Annotated in this window: 20 protein-coding genes; 17 read left to right on the top strand and 3 right to left on the bottom strand. The window is 70.9% G+C overall.

The features are described from left to right. The first annotated feature begins 29 nt into the window (after nucleotides 1-29). From ACFWCH_RS05050 to ACFWCH_RS05000, 11 genes are all read left to right on the top strand, one after another. Nucleotides 30-1,154 (top strand): ABC transporter ATP-binding protein, encoded by a 1,125-nt coding sequence (locus tag ACFWCH_RS05050; protein WP_378803039.1) that lies wholly within the window; start codon nucleotides 30-32, stop codon nucleotides 1,152-1,154. A gap of 57 nt (nucleotides 1,155-1,211) precedes the next feature. Beyond that, complete coding sequence (locus ACFWCH_RS05045; protein ID WP_136035839.1) at nucleotides 1,212-2,372, top strand: ABC transporter substrate-binding protein; 1,161 nt, start codon at nucleotides 1,212-1,214, stop codon at nucleotides 2,370-2,372. A gap of 2 nt (nucleotides 2,373-2,374) precedes the next feature. Next, nucleotides 2,375-4,237 carry an ABC transporter permease gene (locus ACFWCH_RS05040; protein ID WP_378803038.1) on the top strand — a complete coding sequence of 621 codons (1,863 nt, stop codon included), beginning with the start codon at nucleotides 2,375-2,377 and terminating at the stop codon, nucleotides 4,235-4,237. Between the two features lie 314 nt (nucleotides 4,238-4,551). Next, nucleotides 4,552-5,415: a hypothetical protein gene (locus tag ACFWCH_RS05035; RefSeq protein ID WP_378803036.1), complete on the top strand. Its 864-nt coding sequence runs from the start codon at nucleotides 4,552-4,554 to the stop codon at nucleotides 5,413-5,415. Between the two features lie 11 nt (nucleotides 5,416-5,426). Next, complete coding sequence (locus tag ACFWCH_RS05030; RefSeq protein ID WP_168443074.1) at nucleotides 5,427-5,588, top strand: hypothetical protein; 162 nt, start codon at nucleotides 5,427-5,429, stop codon at nucleotides 5,586-5,588. 184 nt (nucleotides 5,589-5,772) lie between these two features. Beyond that, nucleotides 5,773-6,765 (top strand): TIGR03557 family F420-dependent LLM class oxidoreductase, encoded by a 993-nt coding sequence (locus ACFWCH_RS05025; protein WP_206252202.1) that lies wholly within the window; start codon nucleotides 5,773-5,775, stop codon nucleotides 6,763-6,765. Beyond that, nucleotides 6,762-7,562 carry a coenzyme F420-0:L-glutamate ligase gene (cofE, locus tag ACFWCH_RS05020; protein ID WP_136035289.1) on the top strand — a complete coding sequence of 267 codons (801 nt, stop codon included), beginning with the start codon at nucleotides 6,762-6,764 and terminating at the stop codon, nucleotides 7,560-7,562. Before ACFWCH_RS05025 ends, cofE begins: the two co-directional genes overlap by 4 nt. Beyond that, nucleotides 7,559-8,572 carry a glucose-6-phosphate dehydrogenase (coenzyme-F420) gene (gene fgd, locus ACFWCH_RS05015; RefSeq protein ID WP_378803035.1) on the top strand — a complete coding sequence of 338 codons (1,014 nt, stop codon included), beginning with the start codon at nucleotides 7,559-7,561 and terminating at the stop codon, nucleotides 8,570-8,572. Before cofE ends, fgd begins: the two co-directional genes overlap by 4 nt. A gap of 10 nt (nucleotides 8,573-8,582) precedes the next feature. Beyond that, nucleotides 8,583-9,251, top strand: a complete 669-nt coding sequence (gene cofC, locus ACFWCH_RS05010; RefSeq protein WP_378803034.1) for a 2-phospho-L-lactate guanylyltransferase — start codon at nucleotides 8,583-8,585, stop codon at nucleotides 9,249-9,251. Then, a complete protein-coding gene (gene cofD / locus ACFWCH_RS05005) occupies nucleotides 9,248-10,423 on the top strand; it encodes a 2-phospho-L-lactate transferase (RefSeq protein ID WP_378803033.1) in 1,176 nt (391 codons plus the stop codon). The genes cofC and cofD overlap by 4 nt, the downstream gene beginning before the upstream one ends. Nucleotides 10,424-10,459: 36 nt before the next feature. After that, a complete protein-coding gene (locus ACFWCH_RS05000; protein ID WP_136033914.1) occupies nucleotides 10,460-10,930 on the top strand; it encodes an aromatic ring-opening dioxygenase LigA in 471 nt (156 codons plus the stop codon). 18 nt (nucleotides 10,931-10,948) lie between these two features. On the opposite strand, the gene ACFWCH_RS04995 is transcribed toward ACFWCH_RS05000, so the two are convergent. Genes ACFWCH_RS04995 through ACFWCH_RS04985 form a run of 3 tightly spaced genes read right to left on the bottom strand, consistent with a single transcriptional unit; the run spans nucleotide 10,949 to nucleotide 13,885 of the window. Then, entirely contained in the window at nucleotides 10,949-11,776 is an 828-nt protein-coding gene (locus ACFWCH_RS04995; protein WP_240745272.1) for an ABC transporter ATP-binding protein, read from the bottom strand. 58 nt (nucleotides 11,777-11,834) lie between these two features. Further along, the gene (locus ACFWCH_RS04990; protein WP_378803032.1) at nucleotides 11,835-12,905 is read right to left on the bottom strand and encodes a putative F420-0 ABC transporter permease subunit; all 1,071 of its coding nucleotides are present in this window, start codon (nucleotides 12,903-12,905) and stop codon (nucleotides 11,835-11,837) included. Beyond that, nucleotides 12,902-13,885: a putative F420-0 ABC transporter substrate-binding protein gene (locus ACFWCH_RS04985; protein WP_378803031.1), complete on the bottom strand. Its 984-nt coding sequence runs from the start codon at nucleotides 13,883-13,885 to the stop codon at nucleotides 12,902-12,904. The genes ACFWCH_RS04990 and ACFWCH_RS04985 overlap by 4 nt, the downstream gene beginning before the upstream one ends. Before the next feature lie 227 nt (nucleotides 13,886-14,112). On the opposite strand from ACFWCH_RS04985, the gene ACFWCH_RS04980 reads away from it, so the two are divergent. The 6 genes from ACFWCH_RS04980 to ACFWCH_RS04955 are packed head-to-tail and all read left to right on the top strand — an operon-like array spanning nucleotide 14,113 to nucleotide 19,985. Then, nucleotides 14,113-15,078 (top strand): alpha/beta hydrolase, encoded by a 966-nt coding sequence (locus tag ACFWCH_RS04980; protein WP_136035178.1) that lies wholly within the window; start codon nucleotides 14,113-14,115, stop codon nucleotides 15,076-15,078. Beyond that, complete coding sequence (locus ACFWCH_RS04975; RefSeq protein ID WP_136036801.1) at nucleotides 15,075-16,481, top strand: dihydroorotase family protein; 1,407 nt, start codon at nucleotides 15,075-15,077, stop codon at nucleotides 16,479-16,481. The genes ACFWCH_RS04980 and ACFWCH_RS04975 overlap by 4 nt, the downstream gene beginning before the upstream one ends. Nucleotide 16,482: 1 nt before the next feature. After that, nucleotides 16,483-17,457 (top strand): LLM class flavin-dependent oxidoreductase, encoded by a 975-nt coding sequence (locus tag ACFWCH_RS04970; protein WP_136035176.1) that lies wholly within the window; start codon nucleotides 16,483-16,485, stop codon nucleotides 17,455-17,457. Between the two features lie 40 nt (nucleotides 17,458-17,497). Continuing rightward, nucleotides 17,498-18,325: an ABC transporter ATP-binding protein gene (locus tag ACFWCH_RS04965; RefSeq protein WP_136035175.1), complete on the top strand. Its 828-nt coding sequence runs from the start codon at nucleotides 17,498-17,500 to the stop codon at nucleotides 18,323-18,325. Further along, on the top strand, nucleotides 18,322-19,155 hold the full coding sequence (locus tag ACFWCH_RS04960; protein WP_136044370.1) for an ABC transporter permease: 834 nt from the start codon (nucleotides 18,322-18,324) through the stop codon (nucleotides 19,153-19,155). Before ACFWCH_RS04965 ends, ACFWCH_RS04960 begins: the two co-directional genes overlap by 4 nt. After that, nucleotides 19,152-19,985, top strand: a complete 834-nt coding sequence (locus ACFWCH_RS04955) for an ABC transporter permease (RefSeq protein WP_136044371.1) — start codon at nucleotides 19,152-19,154, stop codon at nucleotides 19,983-19,985. The genes ACFWCH_RS04960 and ACFWCH_RS04955 overlap by 4 nt, the downstream gene beginning before the upstream one ends. The last annotated feature ends 99 nt before the right edge of the window (nucleotides 19,986-20,084 follow it).

Raw genomic sequence — 20,084 nt, 5'->3', positions numbered from 1 at the left:
CCAGAACAGACGCCCGAGAGAGGACGCCGATGACCGCGAACGCCGGGGGCGGACGACTCGTCGTCGACGCCCTGAAGAAGGACTACGAGCTCGACGGCGCCGCCGTCCCCGTCGTGAAGGACGTCACGTTCACGATCGAGCCCGGCACGTTCTACTCCCTCCTCGGGCCGTCGGGCTGCGGCAAGACCACGACCCTGCGCTGCGTCGCCGGGCTCGAGCGCAGCAACGGCGGAGTCATCTCGCTCGACGGGGGCGTGCTGTCCACCGGCACCCAGCACGTGTCGCCCGACAAGCGCGACATCGGCATGGTCTTCCAGAACTACGCCATCTGGCCGCACATGACCGTGTTCGCCAACGCGATCTTCCCCCTCCAGGTCGCCGGCTCCCGGCTGCCGAAGCAGGAGGCGAAGAAGCGCGCGATGGAGGCACTGGAGCTCGTGCAGCTCGACCACCTCGCGCAGCGCCCCGCCACCGCGCTGTCGGGCGGGCAGCAGCAGCGACTCGCCCTCGCCCGCGCGCTCGCGCACCGTCCGCGGCTGCTGCTGCTGGACGAGCCGCTGTCCAACCTCGACGCGAAGCTGCGCGACACCATGCGCAACGAGCTGCGCAGCCTGCAGCGCAGCCTCGGCATCAGCGCCCTGTACGTCACCCACGACCAGTCCGAGGCGCTGTCGATGTCCGACCGGGTGGCCGTGATGAACGGCGGCCGCATCGTGCAGGAGGCCGCCCCGCGCGAGCTCTACGACCAGCCGGCCGACCGGTTCGTGGCGGACTTCGTCGGCCGCGTGAACATGGTGCCCGCCCGTGTGGTCGACCGCGACGGCAGCGGTGACGCGGTGGTCGAGGCACTCGGCACCCGGCTGCACACGCCCGTCCCCGACGGGGTCACGACGGGCGACGAGGTCACGCTGACGCTGCGGCCCGAGGCCGTGCGCTGGCACGAGACCGCGGTCGAGCGCCCCAACGTCGTCCCCGTGCGCATCGTGCGGGTGGAGTTCCTCGGCGAGATCGTCGAGTACGAGGCCGAGGTGCTCGCCGGTGGCGAGACGGTCGGCACGATCGTCGGCCGCGGAGCTCCGCTGGCGACACCCCCCGAGGGCGGCAGGGTCTTCCTCGAACTGGTCCCGCACGCCTGCCGCGTGCTGGCCGCATGACGCAACCCGCACCACACCCGAGATCACGCACCTGATGTCAGAGAGGACATTCGGATCATGAAGAGAACACTGGGAGCCGTCGCCGGAGCGGCGGTCGTCGCACTCGCCCTGAGCGGCTGCGGCACGCAGGCCGAGGCGGGCGACGGCGAGAGCTCGCTGAAGGGCGACGCCGCCGCGGCCACGTGCGACGCGGTCGACGTCGGAGCCATCACGCGCTGCGAGAACTTCTACGACGACTACTGGCCCGAGATCGACAAGCAGCTCGACGCCCTCTACGAGCAGGCGAAGGAGGAGGACGGCGGCACCCTGGTCATCTGGGACTGGTACGAGCTGTCGCCCGACGTGATCGCGCAGTTCAACGAGCGCTTCCCCGACATCAAGGTCGAGACGCGGGGCCTCACCTACAACCTGTCGTCGGCGATCATCTCGGCCAAGGCCACCGGGTCGCGCAACACCGACGTCGTCTCCGGATCGATCACCTCGATGGCCGCGATGTACGACGAGGGCTTCTGGGAGAAGGTCGACTGGCAGAGCTTCGGCGTGCCGGAGGAGTACCTCACCCTCGGTGCCCCCGAGCTCATGCCCGACAGCATCAACGGGTCGCTGCTGCAGTACAACACCGACAAGATCGCGGAGGTCCCGGCGTCGCTCGACGGCCTGCTCGCCCCCGAGTACACCGGCAAGGTGTCGGTCGCCGGCTACAACGCGGTGGTCTTCGCGGGCTACGGCATGGCCGAGGGCGAAGACGCGATGCTCGACCTGATCGACGAGCTGATGTCGTCCGGCACCATGAAGCTGCTCGAAGACCAGGGTGCCCCGCTGTCGAGCGGAGACGTGCCGGTCGCGCTCAACCAGACCCTGTTCAACCCGAACCCGTCGCTGCAGGTGGCGCCGTTCGAGCACTCCGGGGTGTGGGCGCAGTTCTCGGGCGTCAACTCCGATGCGAAGAACAAGCCGGGCGCCGCGCTGTGGACCCTGTGGAACGCGTTCGACCCCGACTGGATCCACCTGCGCATGACCGACGAGCGCTTCGCCAGCACGCAGGTGCCGTTCGCCGGGCTCCCCGCCGCGACCTTCGGCGAGGCCACGGGCCTCATGAAGACGAACGCCGATGCGCTGCTGCTCGGCCTCGACAGCGGTGCCGAGACCGAGACGCAGGACACCCGCGACGACTGGCAGGCGATGATCAACGCGGCCGACAAGGCGCTGAACGGATAACCATGTTCCAGGCACGACGGACCACGGGGCGCCGGCGTCCCACCTCGATGACGATCGCGATGGTCGTCTCCGGGATCGTCATCTTCCTCCTGCTCGCGGTGCCGCTGATCGTTCAGGTGATCACCGCGTTCCGTGGTCCGTTCCTGCCCTTCGGGGTCTCGTCCGCCCAGTGGGGCGTCGAGAACTTCGTCACCCTGTGGCAGCTGCGCGAGGACTTCTGGGGCGTGCTCGGCGCGACCGGGGCCTTCGTCGGCGGCTCGACCCTGCTCACGCTGCTGATGGCGTTCGGCCTGGCCTGGGTCACCGTCCGCACCGACGCCCCGTGGCGCCGGCTCATCTCGGTGCTCGTGATCGTGCCGTACATCATCCCGCCGATCGTGAAGGCGCAGGCGTATCTGCTGATGCTGTCGCCCGAGTCGGGTGTGCTGAACCAGCTGCTGCGGCTGCTGCCGTTCGCGAGCGACGTGCCGATCGACCCGTATGCGTTCCCGACGATGATCGTCATCCAGGCGCTCACCAACGTGACCTTCCCGTACCTGATGATCGTGCCGATCCTGACGAACATGGACGGGTCGCTCGAGGAGTCGGCGCGGGTGTCGGGCGCGTCATGGCCGCAGACCCTGCGGCGGGTGACGCTGCCGATGCTGTGGCCGGGGCTGCTCGGGGTGACGGTGCTGACGTTCATCCTCGGCCTCGGCAGCCTGGAGGTGCCGCTGCTGTTCGGCCAGGAGTCGGGGCGCAGCATCTTCGCCCTGAAGCTGTGGACGCTGATCAGCTCGAACGCGGGGGAGCTGCCGCAGTACGGCCTCGCCGCCGCGTGGGGCCTGGTGTTCCTGGTGATCACCACGATCGCGTTCGCGGTGTACCTGAGGGCGACCAGGAACGCGGAGCGCCGCGCCTCCGTGTCGGGCAAGGGCTTCCGGCCGTCGACCATGCGGATGGGGCCGTGGAAGATCCCGGTCATGGTGCTGGTGGCCGTGTTCGTGCTGCTGACCGCGGTGCTGCCGCTGCTGGCGCTGCTGTGGGCGGCGATCACCCCGTACCCGGTGGCGTTCTCGATCGACGCGATGCTGAGCCGCACCGACTTCGGGGCGTTCGGGGTGGTGCTCGCCGACTCCGAGTTCTGGGTGTCGCTCGGGCGCACGGTGCTCATCGCGGGCGGGAGCGCCACGATCGCGGTGGTCTTCGCGACCGTGCTCGCGTACGGCATCGCCCGCAGCAAGAAGACCGGGTGGGTGAAGGCGCTCGACCTGTTCGCGTCGTCGTCGGTCGCGATCCCCGCGACCATCGCCGGCTTCGCGATGTTCCTCACCTTCATGGTGCTGAACCCCTACATCCCGCTCGCCGGGACGCTGTTCGCGCTCGTGATCGCCTACTCGTACCGGGTGTCGATCGCGTACCGCTCGTCGTACAGTGCGACGCTGCAGATCAGGCCCGAGCTGGAGGAGGCGGCGCTCACCAGCGGGGCCAGCAGGTTCCAGGGGTTCCGCCGCATCATCGCGCCGCTGCTGATGCCGACCGTGATGGCCGTGTGGATCCAGATGTTCATCCTCGGCACGAACGAGTTCACGCTGCCCGCGTTCCTGGCGACGCCGTCGTCTCGTCCGCTGTCGATGTACATCTACGCCATGATCAACCCGCGGTCGGCGCAGCTCTACGCGCCCGACCAGGGCGCGGCGATGGCGCTGATCTTCACCCTCATGGTGTTCGCGATCGGCTACGGCCTGCAGTGGGCGCTGTCGCGCCGAGCGATCGGCCGCACCCGCAAGACCGTCGCCGCCGGTCTCCCCGACCTCGCCGCCGCCGCACCCGCCCCCGCCGACTCCGCCACCGTGACCCTCGCCGTGCAGCGCCGTCGCCGCTGAGTGGGCGGTACAGGCGGGTCGGTCGCGTCGGCTGTCTCCTGGACGATCGGTCTTGCCGCCCTCCTCGGATGGCGGAGGGCGTGACTCCGAAAGAGGACGGGTCGAGTACCGCGGCCGCGTATCGGCCCGGCCTTCCGGGCATCGAGTTCGTGCTTAGTGCCGGAATACTGCTGAGCCTGCATCGACGAGCTCCTGCGGTTTGACGGGGAACTCTCTGCGGCGTCAGCCTCTCCTGAAGCCGAGTCCCCCGAACGGCGGACAGACAGGTTCGAATGCGCGTCATAGCTTGAGCTGCGGCGGGTCGGCTGCTCACGGTGAGCGCGATGGATGGAGAAACTGTGCGTGTACATCCGAATCGGCGGATTGCGCTTGGCGCGTGTGTGGCGGTGAGCCTGCTCGCGACCGGGTCGCTGGGCTACATCGCTGGCTCCGCTTCGGCCCGGCCGGCTTCGACCCTCAACGGGACTCTGACGTCCGAGGCCTCGAGCGGCATGGAGGCCGTATCAGCCGGCGGTGAGGCCTCGACTCTGACGGGTGAAGCCGCCGAAGCCTATGAGGAGAACACGACTCCTATCGACCAGACCGACGTGACGTTCGACGAGAACACGGCGTTGTCGAGGGCGGAAGTTGAGGAACGAAAAGATGCACTAGCCGACCACTATTCAGTGGGACAGCCACTGAGCGCTGAGGACCTTGAGTTCATGCGCGCGTACTTGATAGACGCGGAGCCTCCCGCAAGTGCCAGTTCACCCGCGATCGAGGCTGCGGCATACGGCGGTGCCGAAGCCCGCATCGTCCCCGCTGCGTTGTACAACCTCAATCAGTCGTTCAACGTGGCAAGATCGGGGGCTGGCGCCACAGCGAACGCTAGTGGCCGCATTACTGGTGGTATCAATCTCGTGGATGCCAACTGGGGCGTTTCGTGGACGACCAAGCGCACGGGTGGCAAAGCGCTGACCAAGATCACGAGTTCGATGAAGGCAGATGCATTCGGGGCGGTGGCTGCTTGGCCGTTTGTCGGACTGATCTACTCGAAGTCTTACAGCGCCACCTCACCAAGCGGGGCGAGTAGTTGGTCGTTCTCCCGGAACGGAAGAGTGACGGGCGCAGTAGCGTACATGCAGATGGATTGTCGGTCTTACGTATACACCACCTCCGGGTCGTTTGCGCTGCCGTAAGGAGTACGAAGATGGACGCGTCACTTTTCAGCTGGTCGGGGCTGATCATCAGCTTGCTGGTCGTCGCGGCGATTCTCGCTGTCGCCTTCATTCTCGTGCGCGGCGTTGTTCGTTTCATCCAGCGACGAACTCGGCATCGTGCGAATGGAGGCGCGTTGGACGAGGGGCTGTAGTTCGGTCAACGAATGACGAGGGTGTGGGTGGTGTGTTCAGGCACGCCACCCACGCTTTTGTGCTCGACGCCAAACGCATGGCGCCGACCCCGGGAGCAACAAATCTCAATCCCACAGCTAGCCGCTTGACTTTTGGATCCAGTATCCATTCAATGGAGACAGCGACGACGCGAGAGGAGGGGCCATGCACATCGGGTACGCCGCGATGCTGGAGCAGGTCCAGCCTTCCGCCGTCATCGAGAACTGCATCGCCGCCGAGGCCCACGGGTTCCGCGGCATCATGGCCACGGACCACTTCCAGCCGTGGCTCCCGCGACACCGGGCCTCCGCGCACGTGTGGACCATGCTCGGCGCGATCGGCGCGCACACCACGGGCGACCTGGGTCCCGGCGTCACGACCCCCGGGTTCCGCACGCACCCGGCCGTGGTCGCGCAGGCCGCCGCCACGCTGGCCACGCTGTACCCCGGCCGCGCGTGGCTCGGGGTCGGTTCCGGCGACGCGCTGAACGAGCACATCACGGGCGGCTACTGGCCCGAGCCCGCCGAGCGCATCGACCGCATGTTCGAGGCCGTCGACATCATCCGCAAGCTCTTCACCGCCTCGCTCGCGGGCCGCGACACCCGCCACCGCGGCGAGCACTTCCGCATGGAGTCCACCCGGCTGTGGACCATGCCCCCGGCCGCGCCCCCGGTGTTCGTCGCCACCGCGGGCCCCGTCACCGCGCGCCGCGCCGGCCGCAACGCCGACGGCCTCATCACGGTCGCGGCCGAGGTCGAGCGCCTCGCCCCGCTGCTGGCACGCTTCGCGGAGGGCGCGAGGGAGGCCGGGCGCGACGCCGACACTCTGCCGCGCGTGCTCCAGCTGCCGCTGTCGTGGGCGCCGACCGAGGAGCAGGCGCTCGCCCAGGCCCACGCCGAGTGGCCCATCGCGGCGCTGCGCATGCGGCGAGGCGACGTGCGCTCGCCCTACGACTTCGAGCAGCTCGTGCGCGGCGTGACTCCCGACGACATGCGCGCGTCGATGCTGATCTCCGCCGACCCCGACGTGCACCGCGCGCAGATCCAGCGCTATGCCGACCTCGGCTTCACCCGCATCTACCTGCACAACGTGGGGCCGAACCAGCGGGAGTGGCTCGAGGTCTTCGGGCGCGACGTGCTGCCGAAGGTGCGCGCATGACCGCCCCCGGCCTGCACGTGTTCGCCCTCCCCGGCATGGGCGAGGTGCGCCCGGGCGACGACCTGGTCGCGCTCATCCTCGCCACGGGCGTGGAACTGCTGCACGGCGACATCCTCGTCGTCACGTCGAAGATCGTGTCCAAGGCGGAGGGGCGCTACGTGCAGGCCGCCGACCGGGAGGCCGCGATCACGGCGGAGACCGTGCGCCTCGTCGCCTCCCGCACCCACGACGGCCACACCATGCGCATCGTCGAGAACCGCCTCGGCATGGTCGCCGCGGCCGCGGGCGTCGACGCCAGCAACACCCCCGACGGCTGGGTGCTGCTGCTGCCCGAAGACCCCGACCGCTCCGCCCGCGCGCTCGCCGCGGGGCTGCGCGCCGCGACCGGGGCCGAGGTCGGTGTGCTCCTCAGCGACACCCTCGGGCGGCCCTGGCGCGAAGGACAGACCGACGTCGCGATCGGCGGCGGCGGCGTGCACATGGTCGCCGACCTCCGCGGCACCACCGACCAGGCGGGCAAGGTGCTCAGCGTCACGACCCCGTGCGTCGCAGACGAGCTCGCCGCCGCCGCCGACCTCGTCAAGGGCAAGGCCAGCGGGAACCCGGTCGCCGTCGTGCGCGGCCGCGGCGACCTCGTGGGTCCGCTCGACCTGCCCGGCGCGTCGAGCATCGTGCGCGGCGCCGACCGCGACCTCTTCTGGCTGGGCACCGCCGAGGCGCTCGACCAGGGCTACCGCGACGGCTATGCGGCCGCGCGCGCCGAACTCTCCCCACCCGAACAGAAGGATGCGACATGACACTGACCCTCGGATACAAGGCCAGCGCCGAGCAGTTCGACCCGCGTGAGCTGGTCGAGATCTCGGTCGCGGCCGAGGCGCACGGCATGCAGTCCGTGTTCGCGAGCGACCACTTCCAGCCGTGGCGGCACACCGGCGGTCACGCGCCGTTCTCGCTCACCTGGATGGCGGCTGTCGGCGAGCGCACGTCGAGCATCCGCATCGGCACGTCCGTGCTCACCCCCACCTTCCGCTACAACCCGGCGGTACTCGCCCAGGCGTTCGCGAGCCTCGGCTGCCTGTACCCCGACCGGGTGATCCTGGGGGTCGGCTCCGGCGAGGCGCTCAACGAGATCGCCACCGGCTTCCGCGGCGCCGGTGAGCAGGACTGGCCCGAGTTCAAGGAGCGCTACGCCCGCCTGCGCGAGTCGGTGCGGCTCATGCGGGCGCTGTGGTCGGGCGACCGCGTGAGCTTCGACGGCGAGTACTACTCCACGCACGACGCCTCCATCTACGACCGGCCCGAGGGCGGCATCCCCATCTACATCGCCGCGGGCGGCCCGATGGTCGCCCGCTACGCCGGCCGCGCGGGCGACGGCTTCATCTGCACGTCGGGCAAGGGCCAGGAGCTCTACGTCGACCAGCTGCTGCCCGCCGTGAAGGAGGGCCTGGAGCAGTCCGAGCGCTCCTTCGACACGTACGACCGCATGATCGAGATCAAGCTGTCGTACGAGGAGACCAGGGAGGCGGCGCTGGAGAACACCCGGTTCTGGTCCCCGCTGTCGCTGTCGAAGGAGCAGAAGCACGACATCACCGACCCGGTCGAGATGGAGAAGGCCGCCGACGCGCTGCCCCTGGAGACCATCGCCAAGCGGTGGATCGTCGGCAACGACCCCGACGCGGTCGCCGCCGAGATCCAGCAGTACATCGACTGGGGCTTCAACCACCTCGTCTTCCACGCGCCCGGTCACGACCAGCGCCGGTTCCTGCAGCTGTTCGAGCGCGACATCGCGCCGCGGCTGCGCGGGTGAGGGCGCGGCCATGACGGGCGGTCTGCGTGCCGGGGCGTCACCGCACGCCCCGGCGCGGGAGTGGGTGGTCGTGATCCCGGTGAAGCGGGCGGAGTTCGGGAAGACGCGACTGCGGCTCCCGGGCGTCGACCGCGAGCCGCTCGCCAGGGCGATCGCGCTCGACACGGTCGAGGCCACCGCGCTGTGCCCGCGGGTCGCGGAGGTCGTGGTGGTCACGAGCGACGAGGTCACCGCGGCCGCCCTGCTCCCGGTGCCCCGCGTGCGGATCGTGCGCGACCGCGTCGAGGGGCTGACCGCGGCGATCGCGCAGGGGGTGTCTGCGGCGTCGACGCGGCTCCCGCGGGCCGTGCTGCTCGGCGACCTCCCGGCGCTGCTGCCCGACGAGCTCACCCGGGCGCTCGACTACGCCGCGGCCCACCCGCGGGCCTTCGTGCCCGACGCGGAGGGCACCGGCACCGTGCTCGCGACCGCCCGCGCCGACGTACCGCTGCGGCCCTGCTTCGGCGACGACTCGGCCGCCGCGCACCGCGCTGCCGGGTTCGCGGAGGTGGGGTTCCCCGTGCTGAGCGGGCTGCGCCGCGACCTCGACCACGCCGATCACCTCCGAGCCGCCCGACGGTGCGGTCTCGGTCCGCGCACGGCGGCGCTCCTCGCCCCACGTCTCGTGCTGGCATCATGACCGGGCCGGAGGACCCCGTCCCGTCCGGCGTCGGTGTCGGGCGGGCTGAGCCCGTCTCGTCCGCGACCCCGTCGGCGCGCGGGGATGCGGTCGCCGGAGCGGCCGCCTCGACCGACGTCGAACCCGGGCCCGAGGCCGCCCCGCGGATCGTCGTGCTCGCCGGGGGCGTCGGCGGCGCGAAGTTCACGGTGGGGGTGCGCGAGGCCGCACGGCGATGCTGGCCGGACGGCGCCGGGGGCACGCGCGCCCGGATCACCGTGATCGCGAACACCGGCGACGACCTGTGGCTGAGCGGCCTGCGACTCCAGCCCGACGTCGACTCGATGGTCTACGCGCTCGCCGGGGTCAACGACACCGCGCGGGGCTGGGGCCGGGCGGGCGAATCCGAACGCACCGCCGCCGAGCTGCACGCCTGGGGTGCCGGGTGGCCGTGGTTCACGCTCGGCGACCTCGACCTCGGCACGCACATCGCCCGCACCGGGTGGCTGCACGAGGGCGCGACCGTGACCGAGGTCGTCGCGCGGCTCGCGTCGCGCTGGCCGCTCGGGGTCGCGCTGCTGCCGATGACCGATACCGAGGTCGACACGCACGTGGACACGACCCTCGGGCGCATGCACTTCCAGGAGTGGTGGACGCGCCACCGGGCGACCGTCCCCGCGCAGCGCTTCGACAACCCGCGGATCGAGCGCGCGACCCCGGCGCCGGGCGTGGTCGAGGCCATCGCCGCGGCCGACGCCGTGCTCTTCGCCCCGTCGAACCCCGTCGTGTCGCTCGGGCCCATCCTGGCCGTGCCCGGGCTCGCCGCGGCCGTGCGGGCGGCCTCCGGTCGGGTGGTGGGGGTGTCGCCGATCATCGCGGGATCCCCCGTGCGGGGCATGGCCGATGCGTGCCTGGCCGCGGTCGGCCTTCCCCCCACGGCCGATGCGGTCGGACGGCACTACGGCCCCCGCGCCACGGGCGGCCTGCTCGACGCGTGGCTGATCGCCGAGGAAGACGCCCCTCTCGCGCCCGACCTCGAGGCGCAGGGGCTGCCCGCGCCCGTGCACCCGCTGTGGATGCGCGACCTCGACACCGCCGCCGCCCTCGCCGCGGCCGCTCTCGGGGAGGCACTCGGGGAATCACCCGGCTTATTTCCGGCCGTGCCGCGAGAGGCGCAGCGGCCCCGGCCCTAGCCTGGAGGCGCAGTCCCCGAGGCGAGGAGAGCGGCCATGAGCGAAGCGACCGAGACCACCGAAGTCCGTCACCCCGACGACGGCAGGAGACGGATCGTGAAGGTCGTCGGCGTGCTGGGCATCGTCGGCGGCATCGTGCTGATCGTCGCCGGCATCGTCGTCTGGATCATGGTGTCGTCGCAGCTGCGGGCGGAGAACATCACGATCCCCGACGACGCGATGGCCTTCCAGGGGCAGACGGTCGCCGGACCGCTCACCGCCTACGTGCAGGCCGACATCATCCAGCACCACGCGCTCGAGGCGTCCGACGGCAAGACCTACGCGGAGCTCGCGATGGACGACCCGGTGCGGGCCACCCTGATGAACGCCTCGTTCCTGCGGGCGTCCCTGTTCACCTCCGTGGTGTCGTTCGGCGTCGCGGCGTTCGCGATGGGCATCGGCGTGCTGTCGATCCTGTTCGGCTGGGCCCTGCGCTCGCTGGCGGTCCTCCGCCCGCGCTCCGCCTGAGCACACGCACGCGCGGGGTCACCGCAGCACGGCGGGCTCGGGGTCGAACACGATCAGCGGGCGGCCGCTGCCCGCGCGGGACAGCACCTGCGCGTCGACCTGCCAGACGCGGGCGATGAGCTCCCGCGTCAGCACGTCGCCCGGGGTTCCCGCGGCCTGAACCCGTCCGTCCGCGATCACCACGATGCGGTCGGCGAAGGCGGCGGCGTGGTTGAGGTCGTGCAGTGCGGCGAGCACGGTCAGGCCGTCGTCGGCGAGGTGACGGAGCAGTGCGAGCGCGTCGAGCTGGGCGCGGATGTCGAGGTGATTGGTCGGCTCGTCGCACAGCAGCAGCGACGGGCGCTGGGCGAGCGCCCTGGCGAGGTTCACGCGCTGGCGCTCGCCGCCGGAGAGCGTCGCGGCGTCGCGGTCGGCGACGGCGAGGGCCCCCGCGCGGACGAGGGCGTCGTGCACGGCCGCGGCGTCGCCCTCCTCGCCGTCGAAGGACAGCCATCCGCGGTGGGGCAGCAGCCCGAGCGCCACGATGTCGCGTCCGGTCAGCCCCTCGGCCGCCGACCACTCCTGCTCGACCAGGGCCACGCGTTGCGCACGGGCGCGGCGGCGCAGGTCGGGCAGCGACACCCCGTCGAGCGCGAGAGCCTCCACCTCGCCGCGGAGGGTGCCGGCGATCAGGCGCAGCAGCGTGCTCTTGCCGGAGCCGTTGGGGCCGAGAAGCGCCGTGACCGCACCGCCGGGCGCCGTGAGGGACAGGTCGTCGAGGATCGCCCGGTCGCCGTGGCCGAACCGGAGCCGCCGCGCGTCGAGGCCGTCGGTCTTCGGGCTCACGAGCGTGCCGTCCGTGGGCACCGCCGCGGAGCGGATGCGGGTCCGGCGCTCGGCGCGCTCAGCCCACCAGTCGCCCCGCTCATGCCCTGGCCTTCCGCATGCGCAGCATCAGGGCGGCGAACACGGGCCCGCCGATCAGCGCCGTGACGATGCCGACCGGCAGTTCGCGCGGATCGAACACGGTGCGGGCGATCGTGTCGGCCCAGATGAGGAACACGGCCCCCGCCAGGAACGACACCGGCAGCAGCACCCGGTGCCGTGAGCCGACGACCGCGCGCACCGCGTGGGGCAGGATCAGCCCGACGAAGCCGATCGATCCGCTCACGGCGACCAGGGCCCCGGTGAGCAGTGCCGTGCAGACGAACAGCAGCACGCGCAGCCGGGTGACCGGCAGGCCCAGCGCCTCGGCGGCGGTGTCGCCGAGCACGAGGCTGTCGAGCGGGCGGGCGGCCGCCAGCAGCGGCACGGCGCACACGAGCGCGGCGGTCCCGGCCAGCGCGACCGAGGACCAGTCGGCGCCGCCGAGGGAGCCGAGCAGCCAGCTGAGGATCTCGCGGTAGCTGTCGGTCGTCGCGCTCCAGAAGATCACGAGGCTGGTGAGCGCGCCGAGCACCGCCGACACGGCGAGTCCGGCCAGCACCACCGCGGTCGCGGACGAGGCGCCGGCGGCCCTGGCCAGCCCGAGGGTGAGCGCCAGGGCGAGCAGTGCACCGGCGAACGCCGCGAACGGCAGGGCCACGGCGGCGCCGAGCACGATCACGATCACGGCGCCGGTGGACGCTCCCGACGACAAGCCGAGCAGGTACGGGTCGGCGAGGGGGTTGCGGGTGAGGGCCTGCATGACCGCGCCGCACAGCGCGAGGCCGCCACCGACCGCCGCGGCCGTGAGAACCCGGGGCACCCGTCCCTCCCACACGATCGCGTCGCGGATCGGACTCAGCCCGCTCGCGGCCCCGGTCAGGTGCGACCATGCGCTCGCCAGCAGCTCGGACGGCGTGATGTCGGCGGGACCGATGGCGACCGCCGCCACGACCGACCCCGCGAGCGCGAGCAGCAGCACCGCGGTCGCCGAGGCCGCGCGCCCCCGTCGCCGTGCCGGGCGGACGACCGCGGCCGGGGCCGCCGTGCGCAGCGGCGCCGCGACGCTCACAGCTCTCCGAGCCGCGCGACGATCGCGGCCACCGCGTCGACGTTGCGGATCCCAGCCTCCGTCGCCGGGAAGTCCACGACCACGTACCGCTCGTTCCGCACGGCGTCGAGCTGGGCGGTCACCGGGTTCGACGCCAGCAGCTCCTGCTTCGACGCGGCGGTGTTCCACGCGGCGTCCACCAGCACGATCACGTCGGGGTCGGCCTCCGCGATCAGCTCCCACGAGGTCGAGGTCCAGGTGTCGTGCACCTCGGCGAACACGTTCTCCAGCCCCGCGGCCGCCATGATCATCTGCGGGGCGCCGATGCCCGCGCCGACGAAGGGCTGGTCGCTGCCCGACGAGTACCAGACGGCGGAGAGCCCGCGGTCGTCGGGGGCGATCGCGTCGAGGGCGGTCCGCTGTTCCGCGACGAGGGCCGCCGCGGCCCTCTGCTCGCCGAGCAGCTCGCCCGCCTCGGTGAAACCGTCGAACACGTCGTCGAACGTGAGCGGGTCGGGCATGTAGCCGGGCGCCTTGCACGCCGCCGGGGCGACGTAGGTGGCGATGCCCAGCTGCTGCAGGTCGTCGCGCTCGCCGGCGCCGTCGACCGAGAAGTTCGACTCCCATCCGGCGAACACCAGGTCGGGTTCGAGATCGAGCACGGCCTCCTTCGAGGGCACCTTGTCCGACACGGTGGGGATGCCGTCGGCCTCCGCCGCGAGCGCCTCGGGGAGCGGGCCGTCGGTGAAGGCGGAGCCGATGATGCGGTCGCCCGCGCCGAGGGCCAGGGCGAGTTCGAGGGTGGAGGACTTGACCGTGAGGATGCGCTGCGGCGGTCCGTCGAGGGTCACCTCGGTGCCGCAGTTGTCGAGGGTCGCACGGGGCCGGTCGGCGTCGGCGGCTGCGGGGGAGGCGGGGCCGCTCGCGCAGCCGCTGAGGCCCGCGGCGAGGAGGAGGGCGAGGACGGGGGTGGCGCCGAGCGCGCGGGCGGTGGGGGTCATGGTTCTCCGGAGGACGTGGGCGGGGAGGCGCGGGTGTGTGCGCGGTCGCAGTCCAGGTCGGGACCACCGGCGCCGGCCAATCGGGTCGGCGCGATGCGGTCATGCTAGCTCGGATTCTGGATCCAATCAATACTGGATTCTGGATCCAAAATGGGTCATGATGAAGAAGCCCACCGCCGCGGCGCACATCGCCCGATCGCGACGCCGCGTTCAGCCGAGAGGAATCCATGCAGACCACACCCGTCTCGTTCTTCAGCGAGGGCTCCCGCATCTCCGCGATCTGGCGGACCCCCGACCATGACGGCCCGTACCGCGCGATCGTGCAGGGGCCCGGCTGGCTCGGCCTCAAGGACGCCAAGCTCTACGTCCGCTACCACGAGGCCCTCGTCGCGGCCGGCTTCGCGGTGCTCGTGATCGACTACCGCGGCTTCGGCGACTCCGACGGCGACCGCGGCTACCTCTCGCCCGCCTGGCAGCTACAGGACCTCGTCAACGCCGTCACCTACCTCACCACGCGCGACGACGTGATCGCCGACGCCATCGGGGTGTTCGGCACCGGCGGCACCGGCGGTGGCAACGCGGTGCTGCTCGCCGACGTCGATCCGCGCGTCAAGGCCGCCGTCAGCCAGGTTCCCGTGGCCGACGGCGAGGACTGGCTGCACCGCATGCGCAGCGAGTACGAGTGGCTCGACTTCCAGAAGTCGCTCGACGACGACCGCCGCCGGCGCGTCACCACGGGGGAGGGCCGCATCGTGCACCCCCGCGAGGAGATCATGATCCCCACGGCCGAGCGTCGCGCCACCACCATCAAGGCCGACGTCGACGACCGCATCCCCTCCGCCGTGCCGCTCGCGTGCGCCGAGGGCATCATCGCCTACCGCCCCATCGACGCCGCGGCCCGCCTGACCACGCCGCTGCTCGTGATCGGCGTCGAGGGCGATGCGACCACGCCGACCGATCACGCCGAGGCGCTGTACGAGGCGGCGCGCGGCCCCAAGCAGCTCATCATGCAGCGGCACACCACGCACTACGCCGCCTACGACACGTACTGGGAGCAGACCACCCCGGTGATCGTCGGCTGGTTCGACACGCACGTGCGCCCCGCGCATCTCATCCACCGGACCACGCCGTCGCCCGCGATCGGCGAGTCCATCCAGACAGAATCCGTTCAGGAACAGGAGGTCGCGCGATGAGCGTCGATCTGAAGATCACCGGCGGCACCGTCGTCACCCCCGCAGGACCGGTCGTCGCCGACCTGCTCGTCGCCGACGGCCGGGTCGCCGGCATCGTCGCGGCCGACACCGACATCGACGCCGCGCGCACGATCGACGCCACCGGCAAGCTCGTGCTGCCCGGCATGGTCGACGTGCACGTGCACACCCGCGAGCCCGGCTACGAGCACAAGGACGACATCTACACGACCAGCCTCCAGGCCGCGGCCGGCGGTGTCACGACGATGTTCGGCATGCCCAACCTCAAGCCGCCCACGACCGACGTCGCCACCCTCACCGACGTGTTCCGGCGCTACGAGGAGTCGTCGATCGTCGACTGGAACCACAACCCCGCCCCGACGAAGTTCGACGAGATCGCGGGCATGAGCGACCTCGGCATCCGCGCCTACAAGATCTACATGGTCGTCGACACGGGCCGCGACTACCCGCACCCCTCCGGAACCGGCATCCACGACCACGGGCACCTGCTCGAGATCATGGACCACATCGCCCAGACCGGGAAGCGCTTCATCGTGCACCCGCACGACCAGGCGCTCATGGACTACATCGAGGGCGCCTACCTCGCCCGCGGCGAGAACACCCCGCAGGGCTACGCCTCCGCCTACGCCGCGCGCGAGGGCGTGATCTGGGACACCGCGATCGACGTGGTGCTGCGGCTCGCCGAGGCCTCCGGCTGCCCCGTGCACATCGCGCACATCCAGACCCGGCGCTCGATCGAGGCCGTGCGCCGCGCCAAGCAGAACGGCATCGACGTCACATGCGAGGTCAACCACTGGGCGCCGTTCCTGTCCACGTGGGACGACGTGGAGACCCTCGGTCCCTACGCCCTGAGCTACTGGGTGCCCGACGACAACCGCACCGCCGTGTGGGAGGGCATGCGGGACGGCACGATCGACATCGCCGCCAGCGACCACGCCCCGCACACCCGCGAGGAGAAGGAGGTCGGCTGGACCAAGATGTGGAGCTCGCACACGGGCACCCCGGGCATCCAGTACTACTACGAGCTCATGCTCGACGCCGTGAACAAGGGCGAGCTCGACCTGCAGCGTGCGATCGACATGGTCGCCCACATCCCCGCCGCGAAGTTCGGCCTGGAGGGCGTCAAGGGCTCCCTCACGATCGGCGCCGACGCCGACATCGTGATCGCCGACCTGGCCGACGAGTGGACCATCACGAACGACGACGTGCTGTCGAAGATCGGCTGGACCCCGTACGACGGGCGCACCATCAGCGCCCGCATCCAGCGCACGCTGGTGCGCGGAGAAGACGTGTACGTCGACCGCGAGGTCGTCGGCGACCCCGCCTTCGGAAAGCTCGCCGCCTCGGCGGAAGACAGGGCGGCACTGGCCGCAGAGAGGAACTGACATGAAATTCGGACTGCTGCTGCCGCACTTCGGCGAGGAGGCGAGCAAGGAGAAGCTCCTGGAGGGGTCGAAGCTCGCCGAGAGCTTCGGATTCGACTCCGTGTGGGTGCGCGACCACCTCGTGTTCGAGCCGCACGGCGAGATGGAGAAGCCCAACCGCACGTTCTACGACGCGCTCACCACGCTCACCGCCATCGGCGCGGTGACCGAGAAGATCGAGCTCGGCACCGGGTCGCTCATCCCGTTCCGGCACCCGCTCGTGACGGCGCTGATGGCCGGCACCATGACCCAGCTGCTCGGCCCGCGCCTGATCCTCGGCTTCGGCGCCGGCACGTTCGACCACGAGTTCGAGGCGATCGGCTGGGGCGACCTGGACCGTGTGGAGATGGTGCGCTCGAACGCCGAGATCCTGCGCCGCGTGTTCACCGAGAACGACGTCACCTACGACGACGGCATCTTCTCGTTCGAGAACGTCACCATCGAGCCCAAGCCCGTCGGCGGTCGCATCCCGTTCTGGTACTGCGGCGCGACCCCGCGGTCGGCCCGCCTCGCGGCGGAGTTCGCCGACGGCTGGATGCCCGGCCGCACCGGCCTCGCCACGATGGAGAAGCGCATCCAGACCATGCGCGAGATGACCGACGAGAACGGCCGGCCGATGCCGACCATCGCCGTGATCCCGCCCACCTCCATCGAGGACACCCGCGAGGAGGCGCTCAAGCACGTGAACATCCCCGGCCTGCTGGCGTGGGCGAACAAGGCGAAGTTCGCGGTGAAGCCGCCGTCCGGCAGCTTCGAGACCGTGGAAGACCTGGAGGGTCAGCTCATCGTCGGCAGCCCCGACGAGGCGGTCGATCAGATCCGCCGGTTCGAGGAGATCGGCACCGAGCACCTGGTGTTCGACTTCCGGTTCAAGTTCGATCGGTTCTTCGAGCAGATCGAGCTCCTCGGCACCGAGGTGCTTCCTAAGCTGCGATAAGCCGCGCACCCGAGCGCGGCGACAAGACGAGAGGTCGACGATGACTGACGTGAAAGACACCGCACCCTCCGCCACGGACCCGTTGATCTCGGTCACCGGACTCTCCGTGAGCTACGACGTGGCGCGCACGGGGAAGAAGCTGATCGCGATCGAGAACGTTGACCTCGACGTGTTCGAGGGCGAGTTCATCACGGTGCTCGGCCCGTCGGGGTGCGGCAAGACGACGTTCATGAACGTCATCGCCGGCCTCGTCGCGCCGAGCACCGGGTCCGTCCTGGTGGACGGCACGGAGGTCGACGGCCCGGGACCCGACCGGGCCGTCGTCTTCCAGGACTACGCGCTGCTGCCCTGGCGCACGGTGTTCGACAACGTGAAGTTCGGGCTCGAGATGCAGAAGGGCCTGCGCACGGCCGACTGGCGCGAGCGCGTGCAGGAGGCCATCGACATGGTGGGCCTCAAGGGCTTCGAGTCGTCGTACCCGCGGGAGCTGTCCGGCGGCATGCAGCAGCGGGTGGGTCTCGCCCGGGCGTTCGTCGCCGAGCCGCGCATCCTGCTGATGGACGAGCCGCTGGGCGCCGTCGACGCCCTCACCCGCGAGGTGATGCGCGACGAGATCGAGAAGCTGATCGAGAAGACCGGCAAGACCGTCCTGTTCATCACGCACTCGATCGAGGAGGCGATCCTCCTGGGCGACCGCATCGTGGTGTTCAAGAGTCACCCCGGCGCGATCAAGGAGATCATCACCACCGGGATCGAGCGGCCGCGCTCCGAGCGGTCGGTGCAGCACGATCCCCGCTTCCTCGAACTCCGCGACCACCTCTGGGAGGCGCTGGAGGGCGAGGCCACGGCGGCAGCGGTGTCGAAATGAGCGCGCTGCTCGCCACGGGACCGAACCTCGGACGCGGCGGGGTCGCCGCCTGGCTCGCGGGGCTGAGCACGCGCGGCAAGGCCGCGGTCATCGCGGTCGAGGTCGTCGTGCTCCTGCTGCTGTGGCAGCTCGTGGTCGGAGTCCTCGGCTGGATCAACCCGGTCTTCCTGCCGCCCCCGCTGTCGATCGCGCAGGGCTTCGGGGAGATCATCGCGAACGGGTCGCTCGCCGCGAACGCCGGGATCTCGGCGCAGGCGTGGCTGACCGGCTTCGCGCTCGCCGTGGTCGTGGGCATCCCGGTCGGCCTGCTGATGGGCTCGTCCCTCCCGGTCGACCGCGTGGTCGGTCCGATCGCCTGGACCATCTACGCCACCCCGTCGATCGCATACCAGCCGCTCGCGAAGGCCTGGTTCGGCTTCGGCATCGGACCGGTGATCTTCCTCGTCACGATCAGCGCGATCTTCCCGATCCTGCTGAACGTCGCCGCGGGCATGCGCACCACGAACCCGTCGATCATCCGCGCTGCCCGCGTGTACGGCGCGGGCCGCCTGCGGCTGTACCGCTCGGTGTACCTGCCGTCGACGATCCCGTTCCTGTTCGCCGGTCTCCGCCAGGCGGTCGTGCTCGCCACGATCGGCATGGTCGTGGCCGAGCTCGCCGGGTCGTCGAGCGGCATGGGCGCGCTCATCATCCGCGCCTCCAACACGTATCAGACGGATCAGGCGTTCGCGGCGATCGCGATCGTCGTGGTGTGGAGCGTGGGCATGACCCAGGTGGTCACCGCGATCGAGCGCGGCGTCGCGCCGTGGACGAGGAAGGGCAGGCGATGAGCGTCGTCTCGGCAACCGGCACCGTGCGGATCGTGCGGCCCCGGCGCGTGGTGCGTGCGGGCGAGGGCAGGTGGACGCTGCTGCTGATCGCGGTCGTTGCCGCCGTGCTGCTCGTGTGGGAGGCGGCGGTCACCTGGTTCCAGTGGGTGCCCGAGGCGTTCCTGCCCGCCCCCAGCGCGATCGCCGTGGCCTTCGGGCGGCTCATGGTCGACCCGGAGTTCTGGGGCGCATTCGGCTTCAGCGTCACGAACCTGCTCATCGGCCTCGCCATCGCGATCGTCGTGGGTGTGGTCGTGGGGCTCGCGGTCGGCTGGTCCCCGGTGCTGCGCTTCATGGTGGCCCCGTTCCTGTGGGTGCTGTACTCCACGCCCAAGGTCGCGCTCGCTCCGCTGTTCATCCTGGGCCTCGGGCTCGGCAGCGAGTCGAAGATCGCCCTCGTGATCCTGCTCGCGGTGTTCCCGATCCTGCTGAACACGATGGAGGGCGCGGTCACCGTGAACCCGTCGCTCGTGAACGCGGCACGCGTGTACGGCGCGAAGGGCATCGGGCTGGGGTGGAAGGTCATCTTCCCGGCGACGCTGCCCTACAGCCTGTCCGGCATCCAGCGCGGTGCAGCCCTCGGCTTCACGGGCGAGGTGCTCGGCGAGTTCCTCGGCGGCACCGGGGGCCTCGGTCACCTGCTGGAGTTCGCGGCGTATCAGTTCCGCATGGACGAGGCGATCGCGATGGTCGTGGTGATGGTGATCATCGCGAACCTGACGCTGTTCCTCATCTCGGTGCTGCGCCGCAGGCTGGCGCCCTGGTACGACGAGCGCAAGATCGTCGGCTGACGCCGCCCCCGACTCCCGGCCCCCGTCTCATGCGCGACGGGGGTCGGGTCCGCCTTCTCGCCTCGCCGAGTGGTACGCTTTTCTGTACCACTCAGGAGG

Source organism: Microbacterium sp. NPDC060132, assembly GCF_042729675.1.
GTDB classification, from domain to species: domain Bacteria; phylum Actinomycetota; class Actinomycetes; order Actinomycetales; family Microbacteriaceae; genus Microbacterium; species Microbacterium sufflavum.
The sequence above is the reverse complement of the archived record's forward strand: the minus strand, read 5'-3'. Positions and strand labels throughout refer to the sequence as shown.